The organism is Aneurinibacillus sp. REN35, assembly GCF_041379945.2.
GTDB lineage: Bacteria > Bacillota > Bacilli > Aneurinibacillales > Aneurinibacillaceae > Aneurinibacillus.
Window position 1 is genome coordinate 218300 of record NZ_JBFTXJ020000006.1, and the last position, 16366, is coordinate 234665.

General features: G+C 46.4%; 16 protein-coding genes. 15 read left to right on the forward strand and 1 reads right to left on the reverse strand.

Annotated features, from left to right (window positions below; translation table 11 throughout):
• The first annotated feature begins 71 nt into the window (after positions 1-71).
• From AB3351_RS13675 to AB3351_RS13690, 4 genes are all read left to right on the forward strand, one after another.
• Entirely contained in the window at positions 72-320 is a 249-nt protein-coding gene (locus AB3351_RS13675) for a hypothetical protein (protein WP_371147686.1), read from the forward strand.
• A 125-nt stretch (positions 321-445) separates the two neighbouring features.
• Positions 446-1078: a copper amine oxidase N-terminal domain-containing protein gene (locus tag AB3351_RS13680; RefSeq protein ID WP_371147687.1), complete on the forward strand. Its 633-nt coding sequence runs from the start codon at positions 446-448 to the stop codon at positions 1076-1078.
• A 174-nt stretch (positions 1079-1252) separates the two neighbouring features.
• Positions 1253-2155 carry an alpha/beta fold hydrolase gene (locus AB3351_RS13685; protein ID WP_371147688.1) on the forward strand — a complete coding sequence of 301 codons (903 nt, stop codon included), beginning with the start codon at positions 1253-1255 and terminating at the stop codon, positions 2153-2155.
• Positions 2156-2320: 165 nt separating this feature from the next.
• Positions 2321-4516, forward strand: a complete 2196-nt coding sequence (locus tag AB3351_RS13690) for a sensor domain-containing protein (RefSeq protein WP_371147689.1) — start codon at positions 2321-2323, stop codon at positions 4514-4516.
• Between the two features lie 36 nt (positions 4517-4552).
• Here AB3351_RS13690 and AB3351_RS13695 read toward each other — a convergent pair whose 3' ends face one another.
• Positions 4553-4936 carry a Gfo/Idh/MocA family oxidoreductase gene (locus AB3351_RS13695; protein WP_371147690.1) on the reverse strand — a complete coding sequence of 128 codons (384 nt, stop codon included), beginning with the start codon at positions 4934-4936 and terminating at the stop codon, positions 4553-4555.
• Positions 4937-5115: 179 nt separating this feature from the next.
• Between AB3351_RS13695 and fadH the strand changes: the two genes are divergently transcribed.
• The 11 genes from fadH to AB3351_RS13750 all read left to right on the forward strand — a co-directional run bounded on the left by fadH (position 5116) and on the right by AB3351_RS13750 (position 16326).
• Positions 5116-5880, forward strand: a complete 765-nt coding sequence (gene fadH / locus AB3351_RS13700) for a 2,4-dienoyl-CoA reductase (protein ID WP_371147691.1) — start codon at positions 5116-5118, stop codon at positions 5878-5880.
• A gap of 149 nt (positions 5881-6029) precedes the next feature.
• Entirely contained in the window at positions 6030-7280 is a 1251-nt protein-coding gene (locus tag AB3351_RS13705; protein ID WP_371147692.1) for a DUF445 domain-containing protein, read from the forward strand.
• Between the two features lie 21 nt (positions 7281-7301).
• Positions 7302-8597, forward strand: a complete 1296-nt coding sequence (locus tag AB3351_RS13710) for a sensor histidine kinase (protein WP_371147693.1) — start codon at positions 7302-7304, stop codon at positions 8595-8597.
• Positions 8598-8609: 12 nt separating this feature from the next.
• Complete coding sequence (locus tag AB3351_RS13715) at positions 8610-9494, forward strand: response regulator (protein ID WP_371147694.1); 885 nt, start codon at positions 8610-8612, stop codon at positions 9492-9494.
• Positions 9495-9508: 14 nt separating this feature from the next.
• The gene (locus AB3351_RS13720) at positions 9509-10867 is read left to right on the forward strand and encodes a sensor histidine kinase (RefSeq protein ID WP_371147695.1); all 1359 of its coding nucleotides are present in this window, start codon (positions 9509-9511) and stop codon (positions 10865-10867) included.
• On the forward strand, positions 10845-11489 hold the full coding sequence (locus AB3351_RS13725; RefSeq protein ID WP_371147696.1) for a response regulator: 645 nt from the start codon (positions 10845-10847) through the stop codon (positions 11487-11489). Before AB3351_RS13720 ends, AB3351_RS13725 begins: the two co-directional genes overlap by 23 nt.
• A gap of 111 nt (positions 11490-11600) precedes the next feature.
• The gene (locus AB3351_RS13730; RefSeq protein ID WP_371147697.1) at positions 11601-11813 is read left to right on the forward strand and encodes a hypothetical protein; all 213 of its coding nucleotides are present in this window, start codon (positions 11601-11603) and stop codon (positions 11811-11813) included.
• Positions 11814-12006: 193 nt separating this feature from the next.
• Complete coding sequence (locus AB3351_RS13735) at positions 12007-12513, forward strand: spore coat protein (protein ID WP_371147750.1); 507 nt, start codon at positions 12007-12009, stop codon at positions 12511-12513.
• Positions 12514-12687: 174 nt separating this feature from the next.
• On the forward strand, positions 12688-13698 hold the full coding sequence (locus AB3351_RS13740) for an ABC transporter ATP-binding protein (protein WP_371147698.1): 1011 nt from the start codon (positions 12688-12690) through the stop codon (positions 13696-13698).
• Entirely contained in the window at positions 13664-14635 is a 972-nt protein-coding gene (locus AB3351_RS13745; protein ID WP_371147699.1) for an ABC transporter ATP-binding protein, read from the forward strand. The genes AB3351_RS13740 and AB3351_RS13745 overlap by 35 nt, the downstream gene beginning before the upstream one ends.
• Before the next feature lie 29 nt (positions 14636-14664).
• Positions 14665-16326 carry an ABC transporter substrate-binding protein gene (locus tag AB3351_RS13750; protein ID WP_371147700.1) on the forward strand — a complete coding sequence of 554 codons (1662 nt, stop codon included), beginning with the start codon at positions 14665-14667 and terminating at the stop codon, positions 16324-16326.
• The last annotated feature ends 40 nt before the right edge of the window (positions 16327-16366 follow it).

Below are 16366 nucleotides of genomic sequence, written 5' to 3' on the forward strand. Positions count from 1 at the left end.
AAACCGGGACGAATGCGTATAAAATAGGCACAAGCCTGCCGGGCAAGATTACATGTGAGAGGATGAGCGAAATGGAAGCGAAGAAGAATGGCTGCAACCTGGATCACTCGGTAGAGGATGTACGCAAGAAACTTGGGGCGATCAGACCGCATCTGCCAACGAGTATTGCGCAGGCCTTACCGGAATACGTAGAAGGCGGACGGACACAAGAGGAGCTAAATGAGGTGTTTCATTTATTGAAGAAGTACGATCTGGCCGATGAGGAAGAAAAGGCCCGACGCAATGAGGAGTTTAATCAACTCTTGCAGCATATTTCCTAAGAGAGATCTCCCGCTTATGGACAAGCGGGAGATTTTTTTGTAAGAGTACGACAGAAAATCTTTCTTCTTAACGAAAAATATAGCAGTCACAACTTATATCAAATCACGAAAGGGAGAATGTAGACATGAATAAAAAAATTGTGAGTGGATTATTAGCAGCTACGCTTCTTATGGGCGGCACATCGGTATTGGCACAGGATGCTAAGCCAGCAGCAGAGAAGTCAAAAGAGCCAGAGCAAGCAGTCAAAGCAACTGGGCTTGAAAATGCACTAAACCATGTAAAAAGCGAAACAGCCCGTCAAGCCATTAAGGCAAACATTGAAAAACAAGCTGCATCTACGGCTGATACAATCAATGTAACACCGCCAACGGACAAGCAGGACAAGACAGAAGTGAGTAAAGAGGCTATGATTACAGTAAAGATCAACGGTAAGCTCATTCTAGCAGATCAGAAGCCGGTAAATATTAACGGCCGTGTTGTCGTGCCGCTGCGCAGCATTTTTGAAGCGCTTGGGGCTGACATCAAGTGGGATGACGCCAAGAAAATTGTTCATGCAGCAAAGGGAAATAAGAAAATCAAGGTGAAAATCGGAGATCAGATCGCAGAAATTAACGGCAAGAAAGTGCAGCTCGATCAAAAAGCAATTCTCTTACATGATCGTTCCATGGTGCCGGTTCGTTTCGTAAGCGAGGCACTTGGTGCAAATGTGGAATGGGATGCCAAAAACATGACAGTTCATATTAAGACGGTAAAATAAATAAAAAGGTGAAAGCGAATGCTGATTGGCATTCGCTTTTTTGATGCATTTTTTTGCGATAGATAATGATTACACAGATAGATTTTCTGTTATATAGTGGAGAGAGATCCCATTTTTATATTCCCTTTATTTGGGTACAAATGGTATCTTTTTTATATAGAGGAGGAGATGGCGATGAGTGAGGCATTTTGGGATATGGCACCATCCGATGAGCGATGGGGGCATCAGGAACAGATATGCGAGAGTGGAGTGAAATTGCATTTTGTACGTCAGGGCGAAGGCAAGCCGGTGCTGCTTCTGCATGGATGGCCGGGCTTTTGGTATGATTGGCGGCGTGTTATCCCTATGTTGGCGCAGAAAGCAGATGTCATTGCCCCTGATTTTCGCGGATTTGGCAGCTCCGACAGACCTGATCTTCCTCCGACAGAAGGGTATACGCCGCAGGTGCTGGCCGAGGACATAGTCTTTTTGATACGCCAACTTAATTTAGAACAAGTCGTCCTGGTCGCACATGACATCGGTGCTACGGTTGCGCAGACACTGGCACGGATAGCTCCCGAGAGAATTGATTCTATCGTGTTGCTGAACCCACCGTATCCTGGAATCGGCAGCCGTCGATTTGATCCAGCGGTACAAGGGCAGTTCTGGTATCAGCATTTTCATAACCTGCCGTGGGCGGAGGAATTGGTTGGACGTGACCGAGATACGATAGATTTGTATTTACGCCATTTCTATGAGCATTGGACCGGAAGAAAAGAAGCGCTTCGTCCCGAAGAATTCGAGTATATTGTAGATACGTATGCCAAGCCGGGAGCATTTGCGTCAAGTATCGCTTATTATCGAGCCAGGGCAGGCGCACGAGCTAAGGAAGCCGGTACAGATCCGCAGAAGATAAAAATTACACACCCGACTACTGTATTGTGGGGAAAGGCCGATCCAGTCATACTTGCGAGTTGGTCGGATCGGCTTGATGAATATTTCAGTAACGTCCAGCTTTGCCTACTAGAAGGAGTGGGACATTTCGTTCCGTTTGAGGCGCCTGAAGAAGTCGTAACGGCAATTTCTGCGCGTCTATAGAGATAATAAAATATATAGGGTAGATGGGGACTGTACAGCGTACGGTTCCCTTTTTGTTATGAAATGTTCAAGGAATATTTATACAAACGATTGCAATTAGACTGTTATTTCGTTATAGTTCAAATAATAAACACAAGTCTTTTTGCCTAAAGAAAGAGGTTCTATATGCTTACGTTTAACTCGAGTAATATTCGTGCGGTTACATTGCTCAATCAGTTTCTTAGCAGTATGCAGTATAAAGATGTACTGGAGCCGTTGGTTGATGAAGTTATCACAGAACTTAAAGAAGCATTACGAGAAATAGCTGAACTGAAGTGGGCGCTAGATATGTCTACGATCGTAGCCGTTACCAATACTTCCGGCAATATTCTGTATGTAAATGATAGATTCTGCGAAATTTCAGGTTATAGCAGAGAAGAACTGCTTGGACAAAATCATCGTATCGTGAATTCGGGATGTCATAAGCGGACTTTTTTCCATGAGATGTGGAGAACAATCGCACGCGGAGAAGTATGGCACGGAGAAGTGAAGAACAAGGCGAAAGATGGTTCTTTTTATTGGGTGAATACGACAATTGTACCTTTGATGAACGAACAGGGTAAGCCGATTCAATATATTTCTTTCCGCAATGATATTACCAAAGGCAAAGAGGCGGAAGAGAAGCTTAGGCAGGCACTTAAAAATGATTTTATTCGCACCGTCAACGCGCTGCATAATTTCGTATTTAAGCTCAATAAGCGGGAGGACGGCTCGCTGATTTATGTTTTGTTTGAAGGGGAACTGGCCAAACAACTGGATTTAACGACAGATAAAACATATGGTAAGACGCCGTGGGAAGTATTTCCGCAGGAAACCGCTGAGATTCTAGCATTCAATTATCAGCGTGCGTTCAATGGCGAGAGAGCTACCTATAGCTATAGATATAAGGAACGAGATTTTCAGACTTCTTTATCGCCTATTATAGAAAACGGCGAGATTATCGAGATTATTGGATCTACGAGCGAAATTACGGATCTAAAAAGAGCGGAGGAAACCATTCGGCAGATGGCTCATCTTGATCCGCTTACGAATCTTGGGAACCGACGTAAGTTTACTGAAGATTTATCGGAGGCGCTCCGTGAAGCAGAAGCATCCGCGCATGAGGTGGGTGTTATGTTTCTGGATTTGGATCGTTTCAAGCAAATCAATGATACGCTTGGCCATACGGTAGGTGACCTGCTTTTGCAGGGAGTTGCTGCTCGGCTTGAGGAAGAGAGTGGAGAGAATTGCAGTATTTATCGGCTTGGCGGGGATGAATTCCTTGTTCTGCTGCGCTATATTCATGACCAACAGGAAGCCGTAGATATGACAGAACGTATCATGCAGCTATTCCGTACGACATTTAAAGCGGGACATTATGAGCTCTATGTGACCTGCAGTATCGGCATTAGCACCTATCCGTTCTCAGGAACAGACATTGAGTCGTTGATGAAGAACGCTGATACCGCTATGTACCATGCAAAGAATTATGGACGCAATACGTATCGGCTGTATACGCCTGAGATGAACATGGAGTACGACGAGCATTTGAAGATTGAGACGCATCTGCGTAAAGCGATCGAAAACAATGAGCTGCAGTTGTATTATCAGCCAAAAGTGCATACCGAAACCAAGCAGATCAAAGGAATGGAAGCACTCCTGCGCTGGATTCATCCGAGTTTGGGCTTTGTATCTCCTGCTAAATTCATTCCGATTGCGGAGGAGACAGGGCTGATTATTGCCATCGGTGAATGGGTGCTGCGTACAGCATGCGAACAGAATAAGCGCTGGCTTGATGCGGGCTATACTCCACTGCGGGTGAGTGTGAATGTGTCAGCTCTTCAATTCCAACAGCCAACATTCGTGAGTCTGGTGCGCGACGTGCTGATGGAGACCGGGCTTGATCCATACTATTTGGAGTTAGAGATTACCGAGAATTGCATGGTCAATGATGTGGAAGATAATATTATTACATTAATGCAGCTTCGTGATATGGGCGTGCGGATCTCTATTGATGATTTTGGCACGGGATACTCATCGCTTAGCTATTTGAAGCGGTTCCCAATACACGCGCTAAAAATTGATCAGTCCTTTGTGCGGGATGTGGTGGTCGATAAGGACAATGCCGCCATTGTTAAAGCGATTATCCAGCTTGCACATCATATGGAGATGAAGCTGGTAGCAGAAGGGGTGGAGGATGAGCAGACCTTTGCCTTTCTTGCTGCTGAACACTGTGATGAAGTGCAGGGATATTATTTCAGCCGCCCGCTCCCAACAGCCGATTTCGAGCGAATGCTTGGTGAGAGGCCGAGGATGGAACCAGAAAAGCCAGGGATTATGTAATCCCCGGCTTTTTTGTGCGTCGATTCATCGTATTGCTTACTTATATTCAACTTGGCTGTGCTTCATGGCAACCAGCTCACCCTGCGATAAGGACATCATAAGAATTGCGATCATCTCATGCATAATAATGGTGTGCTGGTTCGCTGACTCCTGCATATATACACGCAACTGTTCACGGACGCTTGGGACACCGGTTACTTCGATGATAATATCGATCTCGCTGCCCTTTTGCGCAAGCTCCATAAAATCAGTGGTAATGTCAATGCCTTTTTCTTTAGCAAAAACCATTCCGGGAGCATCTTCATGAAGATCGGCGACCCCAACAATATTTACAAAAGATGCCTCCGCAAGTTGGCGCAATAGGGGTGTTCCTGTATCGCCGCCGCCGATGATCGCGATGTTAATTTTTCCATTGTTCATCTTTATCCCTCCGATGTATGTCTATATCCTACATTTTCAAATTATATCGTTCTTAGGCCCTATGAACAATAAAACAGTTTGAAAAATTTGTAACATTTCCGTTAATGAATAGCTATTCATTTTCTTTTTGGAAGATTTGCGTTACTATTGATAGTATTCAAACAATAAGGAGGAAAAGCATGAAAGGAAAAGTAGCGATTGTGACGGGTGCTTCAAGCGGAATGGGAAAGGCGATGGCACATAAGTTTGCTCAAAAAGGCGCCAAGGTAGTTATTACGGGACGCAATGAGGAAAAGCTGCATGCCGCAAAGCAGGAAATTGAGCAGACGGACGGGCAGATTTTATGCGTGCAGATGGATGTACGCAATCCTGATGATGTAGCACGGATGGTTGACGAGACGAAGCGGGCATTTGGCGGTATGGATTACTTGGTTAATAACGCTGCAGGTAATTTTATTTGTCCTGCTGAAGACTTGTCAATAAACGGCTGGAATTCTGTCATTAATATTGTACTGAACGGTACATGGTACTGCTCGCAAGCGGTAGGGAAAGAATGGATTGCGCAAGGTAAAAAAGGCAGCATCCTCAATATGCTTGCAACATATGCCTGGTTGGCCGGTGCTGGCGTCATTCACTCTGCTTCGGCAAAAGCCGGTGTGCTCTCCATGACCCGTACGCTTGCTGTGGAGTGGGGGGGCAAATACGGCATTCGTGTCAATGCGATCGCACCAGGTCCTATTGATAATACCGGTGGGGCAGCAAAGCTCTGGGAATCAGAGGCGGCGGCTCGTATGACGCTTGAGAGTGTACCGCTTGGCCGATTGGGACAACCGGAAGAGATTGCAAATCTTGCTTATTTCCTGCTATCTCCAGAAGCAGAATACATAAATGGAGAGTGTGTGACGATGGATGGCGGGCAATGGCTTAACCGTCTTCCGTTCTAACCTTTTCATATAATCTGATGGAATAGATGATCCGGCTTTCTCGTGTAAACGGAAGGCTGGTTTTTCTTTTTTATTAGGAGGGAGGGCCGGGTTTATGGTAATCTGTTAATGAGTTAAAGAAAGTAAAAACGGTAAAGAGGGACGATCGAATGTCAGGACAAGCAAAACATATTGCTGGTATTTCGCTTGGTGTGATGGCGGCAGGTTTCGTTGCTACACTGCCGTTTTCCGATGTAACAGCGGCTAAGGTGCTGCAGGGCGGATTCGAAGCTGGACTGGTCGGCGGTTTGGCGGACTGGTTTGCGGTAACGGCATTATTTCGCCATCCGATGGGACTGAAGATTCCGCATACTGCACTGCTGCCAAAAAATCGTCAGCGGATTACAGATGCGATTGTTCATACATTAGAGAATGATTGGCTTAACAAGGAAAGCATTGAAGAGAAAATTCACCAGATACACATCACGGAAAAGGTGCTCAATCTGTTGGAGAAGGAGCTGGATTCTCCACAGGTACGCAGCGCGCTCACGGGGCTTAGCGAGCAGGTTGTACGCCAGATTTCCATAGAGCCGATGCTCCCGATTATTGAGCGTAAGCTAAAGGAATATATAAAAGGCGTGAATACAGCCGGGCTGCTGCATGGATTTATTGATCGAGCACTTGCTGAACAGTATGAAGAAAAAGCGTTTGATTTTCTACTGCAAAAGGTAGGGCAATGGGCAGTGAAGACCGATACACGCCACAAGCTTGGCAGCATGGCGCTGCAAGCGTTGAACAATATCGAACTGGACGGCTTTATGCAATTCGCGCTTAAATCATTCGCGGGTATGCTTAATGAAGACAAGCTTGGCAGCGTGCTGCAGAATTTATTATTGCGGGGAAGCGATGATTTGCGACGGCCCGAGAATAAAAACCGACAGGCGGTGCTTGCTTATCTTCGTCGTGAAGTGGAAGATGCCCGGGAGAACGAAGGAATGCTTGCGGCCATTGAGAAATGGAAGCATAGTATTGCTGAAGAGATGCCGCTTGCCGATCGCTTAAGCGATGCAGCCGAGGATTTGCGAAAACAAGCGCTGGCCTTTGTACAAAGCGATGCATATCTGGATGAATTCGCGCTGCCGTTTCTGCGCCGTATGCTCAGTCGGGTGCGTGAGGATAAGCGCATGATGGAGCGGTTTGAAGCATGGTCACAACGTCAGATTGCTGTACTGGTGGAGCAGAACCATTCCAAAATCGGAAATCTTGTGCGGGAGAATTTAAATAAACTCGACAATCAAACACTCATTGAGATGATGGAAGATAAGATCGGTAAAGATATTCAATGGATTCGGGTTAATGGTGCCTTGTGCGGATTTTTAATTGGGCTTGGCCTGGTGACTGTGAAGCTGTTGGTGCAGTAGGACATGAGGGAGGTCGGGATCGTGCGCAGCAAGGCGCTCACAATTTTTACGTTGGTCGCGGCCACCGTGTTGTTTGGAGAATTGAAGTATCAACCGTTTCAAAGCGATTTTCGCATTAGTTTCGGAAGTGGCATCTTTTTTTTCTGGCTGCTTTGGTTCCGGGAGATACCGATTCTGCTGGCGTCTATGCTTACGGGCAGCGCGGTAGTATTATTTCGTATCTGGCTGGATTATCTTGCCTTAGACGGAAGTTTTGATCTGTATCAAAGCACGCTTATTCACATGCCCTCGCTCGCCTTTTACCTTTTTTTCGGATTTGTATTGTGGGCGGGGAGGGTGTGGCGTTATTTACATGCTCCGGTTCGCTTAGGAGTGCTCGGTGCGGTGGCTGATTTTTTGGCTAATCTCATTGAGCTTTTGGTACGCAGAAGTCTGCTCACGCATCATATTGATTTTGTGTTTATACCAAAAGAAGAATATCTGCTATTAGTGCTTGCGTTCGTGCGCAGTTTTTTTATCGTCGGCTTCTTTACGATTATCCAGCTCCGGCATCTGCGTGAGATCCATCGCGAGCAGCAATTACGCTTTGAGAAAATGTTGATGATTAGCAGCGACCTGCATGTTGAAGCGCTCTATTTGAAAAAGGTTATGGGGCATATTGAGCAGGCGGCGCGAAATGGATATACGCTGTACCGGGATTTAAAGACAAGAGAGACAGAAGGGGATGTACCGGTATGCGATCCTCCTCTCTCCCGCCGTGCGCTAAGCATTGCAGAAGAGGTACATGAGATCAAAAAGGATTCACAACGAATTCTAAGCGGGGTAAGCAAAATTATCCAGCAGGAGCGCGTCGTAAAGGAATTATCTATCGATGAGATCATTCAGCTTGTGCTCAATGCGAATGAAAAGTATGCCCGCATGTTGGGAAAGGAAATAACGTTCATAAGCGAAGGAGAGGCACCTTATATAACCGGACACGTGTATTCTCTGCTATCCGTATGTAACAATCTGCTCTCCAATGCCGTTGAAGCGATTAAGCATACGGGTGTCATTCGTGTGCGCATTGCAGAGCAGGACGGTATGCTCCTGTTTAGGGTAAGCGACACAGGAAGTGGTATCGCTTGTGGGGATGAAGCGTTTATTTTCAACCCTGGCTATACGACCAAATACGATGAGAAGGGCAATGCATCTACAGGTATTGGACTTCCCCATGCAAAGGAAGTGGTAGCTGGTTTTGGCGGAACGCTAGATGTATTGCAGGGAGAAGGAAGTGAGCGGACCGTATTTGAAGTGCGGATACCGATACATAAGCTATGAGGAGTGGAAGAGGTGCGATTTCGCTTTTTTATTATTGATGATGATCCGTCTTCCCGTAAAATGTTGTACAACGCGATTGAATACGAGGATTTAGGCGATGTTGTAGGGGAATCAGAAGATGGATTTGGTGCCGAAGCAAGCATTATCTTGAAGAAATGCGATATCGTGCTGATCGATTTACTGATGCCGAAGCAGGATGGCATTGAGACGATCAGCAGGCTGCAGGAGATGGGCTACGAAGGCAAATTTATTATGATATCGCAGGTAGAACATAAAGAAATGGTGGCGGAAGCGTACAGCAAAGGAGTGGAGTATTTCATTCACAAGCCGATCAATCGGATCGAAGTCATCTCGGTTATTAAGAAAGTGATGGAACATATTCGTCTAGAACGCTCCCTCGAAGGCATTCGCCATACATTATCTTTATTCGATACGCTTCCCAAGGAGTCGCCGGAGATACGTACGGCCCCATTTATGCGCAGTGTACTGGCGGATTTCGGGATTCTTGGAGAGACGGGAAGCCAGGATATTATTCACCTGATTGAATATTTACTGAAGCGTTATAAGAATGAACGCGTACGGGAATTCCCGCCGCTCAAAGATATCTTCACCGATTATGTGACATACAGCAATGCAGCGGATGTGCAGCGTGATGTGAAAGCGATGGAGCAGCGAATACGCCGCGCAGTAGCACGTGCCTTACAGAATATCGCATCGCTTGGTTTGGAGGATTACGGGAATCCGAAGTTTGAGATGTATGCTTCAAAGTACTTTGATTTTGCAGATGTACGCCAGAAGATGCGTGAGATCGAGCAGAATGAAGAGGTATCGCGCGTCCGATTGAACGTAAAGAAGTTCATCTTTACTCTCTATATTGAAACAAAAGAACATACGTAATAAAGGAAGGCAGAATGAAGAAAAGAAAAGGGCGAATAGATAAAAAAGTATGGATTGCTATCGGATTTCTGCTGTTTGGCATTGCGCTTCCATTCATCATGAAGCCGGAATATACGGGCGTGCTGCGCACGATACAAATCTTACAGGTGCGCCCGACCGGCAACTCTTTTATGGTAGCGGTACTTCTTCTGATGATATGGAATACGATTTATTCGCTCCCCCATTATATCGGCGCATTCTTACTGGGGGAGGAATGGGGAAGAAGAACGGAAAAGCCTTGGTTGAAAGCGATTCCACCTTTGATTTTGATCCCGGTGATTACGTATGTTGAATACATTTTTAATCCCATTAAGTTTCCTTTTGGGCTGCCGGGAGTCCTGCTTTTATTCTCGATGTTTATATTGCAGAGAGTCACAAAAAACCAATTGGATTTCCGGATGAAGATGCTTATACTTATTCAGCTTCTGCTCGGATTTCAATGGCTTGAAATGGTGCCGTGGCTTACAAGTACAAGCTTCGATGCTAATCGTATTCTAGTTAGAATGAAGGAGATGGCATTTACGCTTGGATTCGATCAGGCGCTGGCTATGTATAGTATCATGCTGTGCGTTATCCTCGTTATGAGCGCCATAATTGTATCGATCTCCTTTATGATGTCGGCACAGAAATGGCATGACAGAAAGAAGCTTCATCTTGCGCAACTGGAGGCGATTCAATCGCGTTCGGGACGGGAGGTGCTGCATCTGGTACATGACCTAAAGACGCCGCTTACTTCTGTTGAAGGCTTGATCTCCCTAATGGAGATGCGTGTCAATGATGAGAAGCTTCGCGAATACTGCAGAATGAGCTCTCAGTCCATTGCGTCGATGAGTGAGATGATTTCGGAGATGCTATATGAAGATAAGAAAAGCTGGTTCAAGCTTACCGATGTCATGAATTATGTGCATGCAAGCCGTCTCAGCGGTACAGGTGCCTGTGTAAACATAGAATTTCCCAAGCAGGAGGAGACATGGATATGGATTAACAAAATCCGTATCACCCGCGCCCTTGTTAACCTGATTGATAATGCTTTGGATGCGATTAAGGATATAGAAGAAGGTACGGTCACACTGTATGCCGAGGCAGAGAATGGTGAAGTCAAGCTTGGTGTTGCAGATAATGGACCCGGCATCTCCCGTGAAGATCAGGAAAAAATCTGGGAGGCGGGATATAGTACCAAGCGTCACCCGGGGCTAGGGCTTTCATTTGTGCTTCAGGTGGCCGAAAGCCATGGGGGATATGTCTCTGTCCAAAGCCGGATTGGAGAAGGAACGACCGTGTGGATTCATCTGCGGGGAGGGGAAGGCAGCAATGAAAATCTTAATTATGGATGATGATGCGTCGGTTCGCTTTATGTTAAACGAGATTTGCGAGAGTGCCGGTTGGGATGTACTGCTTGGCAGCAATGGCAAAGAAGGACTTGAGCGTTTTCGTGCTGAACAGGTGGATGTTGTACTTGTGGACTATCATATGCCGGAGATGGATGGATTACGTACCGTCCAGGAAATCCGCAAGCTAAACGCACATGTACCTATTCTGGTGCTCACAGTGGATGAACGTCAGGAGATCGCAGACCGGTTTCTTGACGCGGGAGCAACAGATTTTGCGATTAAGCCGGTGCGAGCACCTGATCTGATTTCCCGGATTCAACTGCATTTGCGTCTATCGACGTTAACGAAGACACGAAGAGTGCCGCAAAGGGATACTGTAGGGGAGCAGGTGCCTGAAGTCGATCCGCCAAAAGGCATCAGTGCAACAACGCTGCGTCATATTGTAAGTTTCCTTTGCGAACGAAGAGAGTCGTGCACGATTGACGAGATTACCAAAGAAGTAGGGCTTGCCTATCCCACGGTGTATCGCTCTCTTGTCTATTTAATGCAGCAGGGCAAAGTACGAACCATTGTAAGTTATCAAAAGGTAGGGCGGCCCAAAAATAAGTATGAATGGCGAAATTAGGAACCCCATGCAGAGGTAGACGTGCATCTATTTTTTTCACCACTCATCCCTTGCCGCATATATTGAAAGTGATAAGCAGCAGGACAAGAGGATAGGGGGTGAGCTTCTCGTATGAGCAAGGAGCAGGAGAATGATTTTTCGGGTCTATCAAAGTCATTAGCTGACTTGATCGTAGGAGATGTATTTGAGAAAAATAAGGTAACGATTCGCAAAAACATTTCTGATGAACAGAAATTGAGAATGCAAAAGCTCGTCCAGGATTTGCAGGAGCAGGTAGACGCCTTTCTACAAAAGAGCAAAGAAAAAAAAGATCAAGAAATGTAGAATATCGAATGTGAAAGGAAAGGTGCTCCTTCTCTGTTGCAAGCAGAGGGAGAGGCACCTTTTTCTTCTCTCTTTTAGCGCGTAAGCGAACAAAGAATATGCGAATGCGGAGGGACGCTTGTCTACACCAATCCTTCTTCTCCTTCATATCTTGTAGTAGATTCGAATGAGGGAGGAACTAAAAGTGAGAAGAATGTATCGTTATGATGATCGTGAGACGTACGACTGTAACGAGAAGAAACACCATGAGTGTGAAGACCGCGATTACGGTTACAAAAAATTCAGTGCGCTTGACCCGGATTGCTGCCATCCGATGGACCGACACAAAGGCAATGTGGACCAGGATGCAAGACAAATCGAGAACACGGTACAGAAGTCCAATGAGTTAATTCTTGTTAAAGACTCTTGCGATATTACAGTAGAAACAACAGATACACAAGCAGCGGTAAACATTCAAGCAGCACTGCAGTTTGCGATTGCACTTGTTATTGATATCTCTGTAGCAAGCAGCGATAAAGGTTCAAGAATTACCCAAGAACTCTTGCAAAAAATCAATGTAAAGCAAGCGAACAATCAAAAAACTGTGATTGAAAACTCTCGAGGAGTTAAAGTAACGACAACAGACACAGACGTATCTGTCAACGTTCAACTGCTGGCACAAATTCTGGCGGCACTGGTTGCTAGAATCAATATCGGCTAATGTTTAGGCATAAGGCTTTTCCTTTGAAAAATCAAAAGGAAAGGCCTTTTTTTTCTTTTTTTTCTGTTGTTGTCTTTCCAATCTTTACATATACTTAAACACAGAATTGATGAAAAATTATACGTATTTTAACAAATGACAACTATTCGACAGCAAGAAAAAGGAGGTGGAAAAATGAAGCCATTGCTTACGGTTAACGGGCTGAAAACTCATTTTTTCACAGCGGATGGAATCGTTCGTTCAGTTGACGGAGTAGATATTACCATCGGCGAAGGAGAAACAGTCGGACTGGTTGGAGAATCAGGCTGCGGCAAAAGTGTAACCTCGCTTTCGATTATGCGGCTGGTTCCGTGGCCGCCCGGCAGAATTGTCGAAGGCTCGATTACGTTCGGAGATAAGGACATTGTTCGTCTGTCAGAGGCGGAGATGCGTGACATTCGCGGCAATGATATCGCAATGATTTTCCAGGATCCAATGACAAGTCTGAATCCGGTATTTACGATCGGCGATCAGATCGTAGAGACGATTCGGCTACATATGAAGCTCGACAAAAAGAAAGCGCTTGCAAGGGCGGTTGATCTTCTCAAGCAAGTAGGCATTCCACGTGCGGAACAGATCGTCAAGGAGTATCCACATCGTCTCTCGGGCGGAATGCGCCAGCGGGTCGTCATTGCGATGGCGATGGCCTGTAATCCGAAGCTGTTGATCGCAGACGAGCCGACGACGGCCCTTGATGTAACAATCCAAGCGCAAATTCTTGATTTGATGCGCAAGCTTAAAAAAGATAACGGTACTTCCATCCTGATGATTACGCATGATCTTGGTGTAGTGGCCGAGATGTGTGACCGCGTCGTTGTCATGTATGGTGGAAAAGTGGTGGAAGAAGCAGAGGTAAATACGCTGTTTGCGGCACCTTCGCATCCGTATACACAGGGGTTGCTTCATTCAATCCCATCGCTTGATGAAGAAAAGGAATGGCTTGATTCGATTCCGGGCAACGTTCCAATCCCATCCGAAATGCCTGCGGGCTGTAAGTTTGCTCCGCGCTGTGCACAAGCGATGGATCGCTGTCGGGTGGAGGAGCCGCCGTTATATGAACTGAGCAACGGACAGAAGTCCCGTTGTTTCTTGGTAGAGGAGGACGCCGCCTATGTCGGAAACGCTGCTGAAAGTAAGACATCTTAAGAAATATTTTCCCGTTCGTCAGGGCATCCTGCAGCGCACAGTCGGACATGTCAAAGCGGTGGATGATATCGATTTTGATATCCTTCGTGGTGAGACGCTCGGATTAGTAGGCGAGTCAGGCTGCGGTAAATCAACGACAGGACGATCCATCCTGCGTTTGATTGAGCCGACCGACGGTGTTATAGAGTTTGAAGGGCGCGATATCAGCAAGGCATCAAGCAGTGAGATGCGTACGCTGTATCGTGATATGCAGCTGATTTTTCAAGATCCGTATGCTTCGCTTAATCCGCGTAAAACGGTAGAGAAGCTATTGAGTGAGCCGATGGCGGTTCATGGCATATATACGGCGGAAGAGCGAAAGAAGCGGGTGTACGAGCTGCTTGAGGTCGTTGGCCTAAACGCATACCATGCCACAAGATATCCGCATGAATTCTCAGGAGGACAGCGCCAACGGATCGGCATCGCCCGTGCACTGGCATTGCAGCCAAAGCTGATTATCTGCGATGAGCCGGTCTCGGCGCTTGACGTATCAATTCAGTCTCAAGTGCTCAATCTCTTAAAGCAACTGCAGCAAGAAATGGGACTCACGTATTTGTTCATCGCCCATGACTTAAGTGTGGTTAAACATATTAGCGATCGGATTGGTGTCATGTATCTGGGCAGGATTGTAGAGCTTGCTGGCAAGAAGAGCCTGTATAGCAAACCGCTGCATCCGTATACACAGGCGCTGATGTCTGCGGTTCCGGTTGCCAATCCGCAAATAAAAAGGGATCGCATTATTCTCGAAGGAGATGTGCCAAGCCCGGCGAATCCTCCGCAAGGATGCACATTCCACCCGCGCTGTTCGGCTTGTATGGACATCTGTCGAATAGAGCGTCCGCTGCTCCGTGATTTGGGTGACGGGCATCAGGTGGCTTGCCATTTATACAATCAATAATACGTAAAGAAGAAAAGGGGGACACAAAGATGAAGTATGGAAAGTATGGCAGAAAAACGATGGCAATTCTCTCAGCTCTCATGCTGACGACAGCAATTGGATTAACTGCATGCGGTGGCGGTGACAAAGCCCAGGAGACAGCGGGCAAACCGGAAAAAGCGCAGGAACAAAAAGGTGGCACACTCATTTTTGCTCGTGGCGGTGACTCGACGACGCTTGATCCGCAGAACACGACAGAAGGTGAAGCGACACGCGTAACGGAAAACATTTATGACACGCTTGTACAATATAAAGAAGACAGCACAGAAGTAGAACCGGCACTTGCGACCCAATGGGAGAGCAGTCCGGATGGAAAGACATGGACATTCACCCTTCGTGAAGGCGTTAAATTCCATGACGGTACAGAATTTGATGCAAATGCAGTTAAATTTAACTTTGATCGTATGATGGATACAAAAAATGAATACCATGTTGGTGGCAACTTCGATTACTTCACCAGCATGTTTACTGCCTTCAAAGGCGAGCCGGGTGCAGTAATTAAAGATGTGAAGGTGCTTGATAAAAACAAAGTGCAGTTTATCTTAAACGTACCGCAGGCGCCATTCCTCGCCAATATTGCGATGCCATTCTTCGCGATTGAAAGCCCGGAGGCAATTAAAAAATACAAAGAAAAGATCAGCCAGCATCCCGTTGGCACAGGTCCGTTCAAATTCGTAGAGGGCGGCTGGAAACCAAACGATACCATCACGCTGGAGAAGAATCCTGAGTATTGGGAAGGCGAACCGAAGCTTGACAAGGTCATTTTTAAAGTTATTCCAGATAATACGGCTCGTCTAACCGCACTGAAGTCCGGCGAGGTAGATCTGATTGACGGCATGAATCCTTCTGATGCAGCGGCGGTGGAATCGGATAGCAAGCTGACATTGCATAAGCGTCCATCCAATAATGTAGGCTATCTCGCCTTTAACACGGAGAAGAAGCCGTTTGACAATCCAAAAGTGCGCCAAGCGCTGTCTATGGCTGTAGATAAGCCGGGTCTCGTGAAAGCATTCTATGCGGGCCTTGGTGAAGCGGCGAAGAATCCGCTGCCGCCATCCATCTGGGGTCATAATGACGCCATTACGGATTATGAGTATAATCTGGAAAAGGCGAAGAAGCTGCTTGCAGAAGCCGGTTATCCAAACGGCTTTGAGACAGATTTCTGGGCAATGCCTGTATCGCGTCCGTATATGCCACAGCCGCAAAAAATTGCTGAATCCATTCAAGCTGACTTTGCAAAAATCGGCGTAAAAACAAAGATCGTTTCTATGGAATGGGGTACGTATCTGAAGAAGACGAAGAACGGGGAGCATCCAATGGCTCTGCTTGGCTGGACCGGTGACAATGGAGACCCGGATAACTTCTTATATGTACTGCTCGATAAAGACAATGCCAAGCCGCCAGCAGCACAGAATATCTCACTCTACAAAAGCGATAAGGTGCATGATCTGTTGATCAAGGCACAGACAACACCAGATCAAAAGGTACGCGAAGATTTGTATAAGCAAGCACAGCAAGTTATCCATGATGATGCGCCAATGGTGCCGCTGGTACATTCCACGCCAGTTCTCGCAAGCTCTAGCAAAGTAAAAGGGTATGTGCCGCACGCGACTGGTTCCGAGAAATTAAATGACGTAACCATGGAAAAATAGGTAGCGGATCATCACTGTTCACGGGGTGCATGCGGAAACC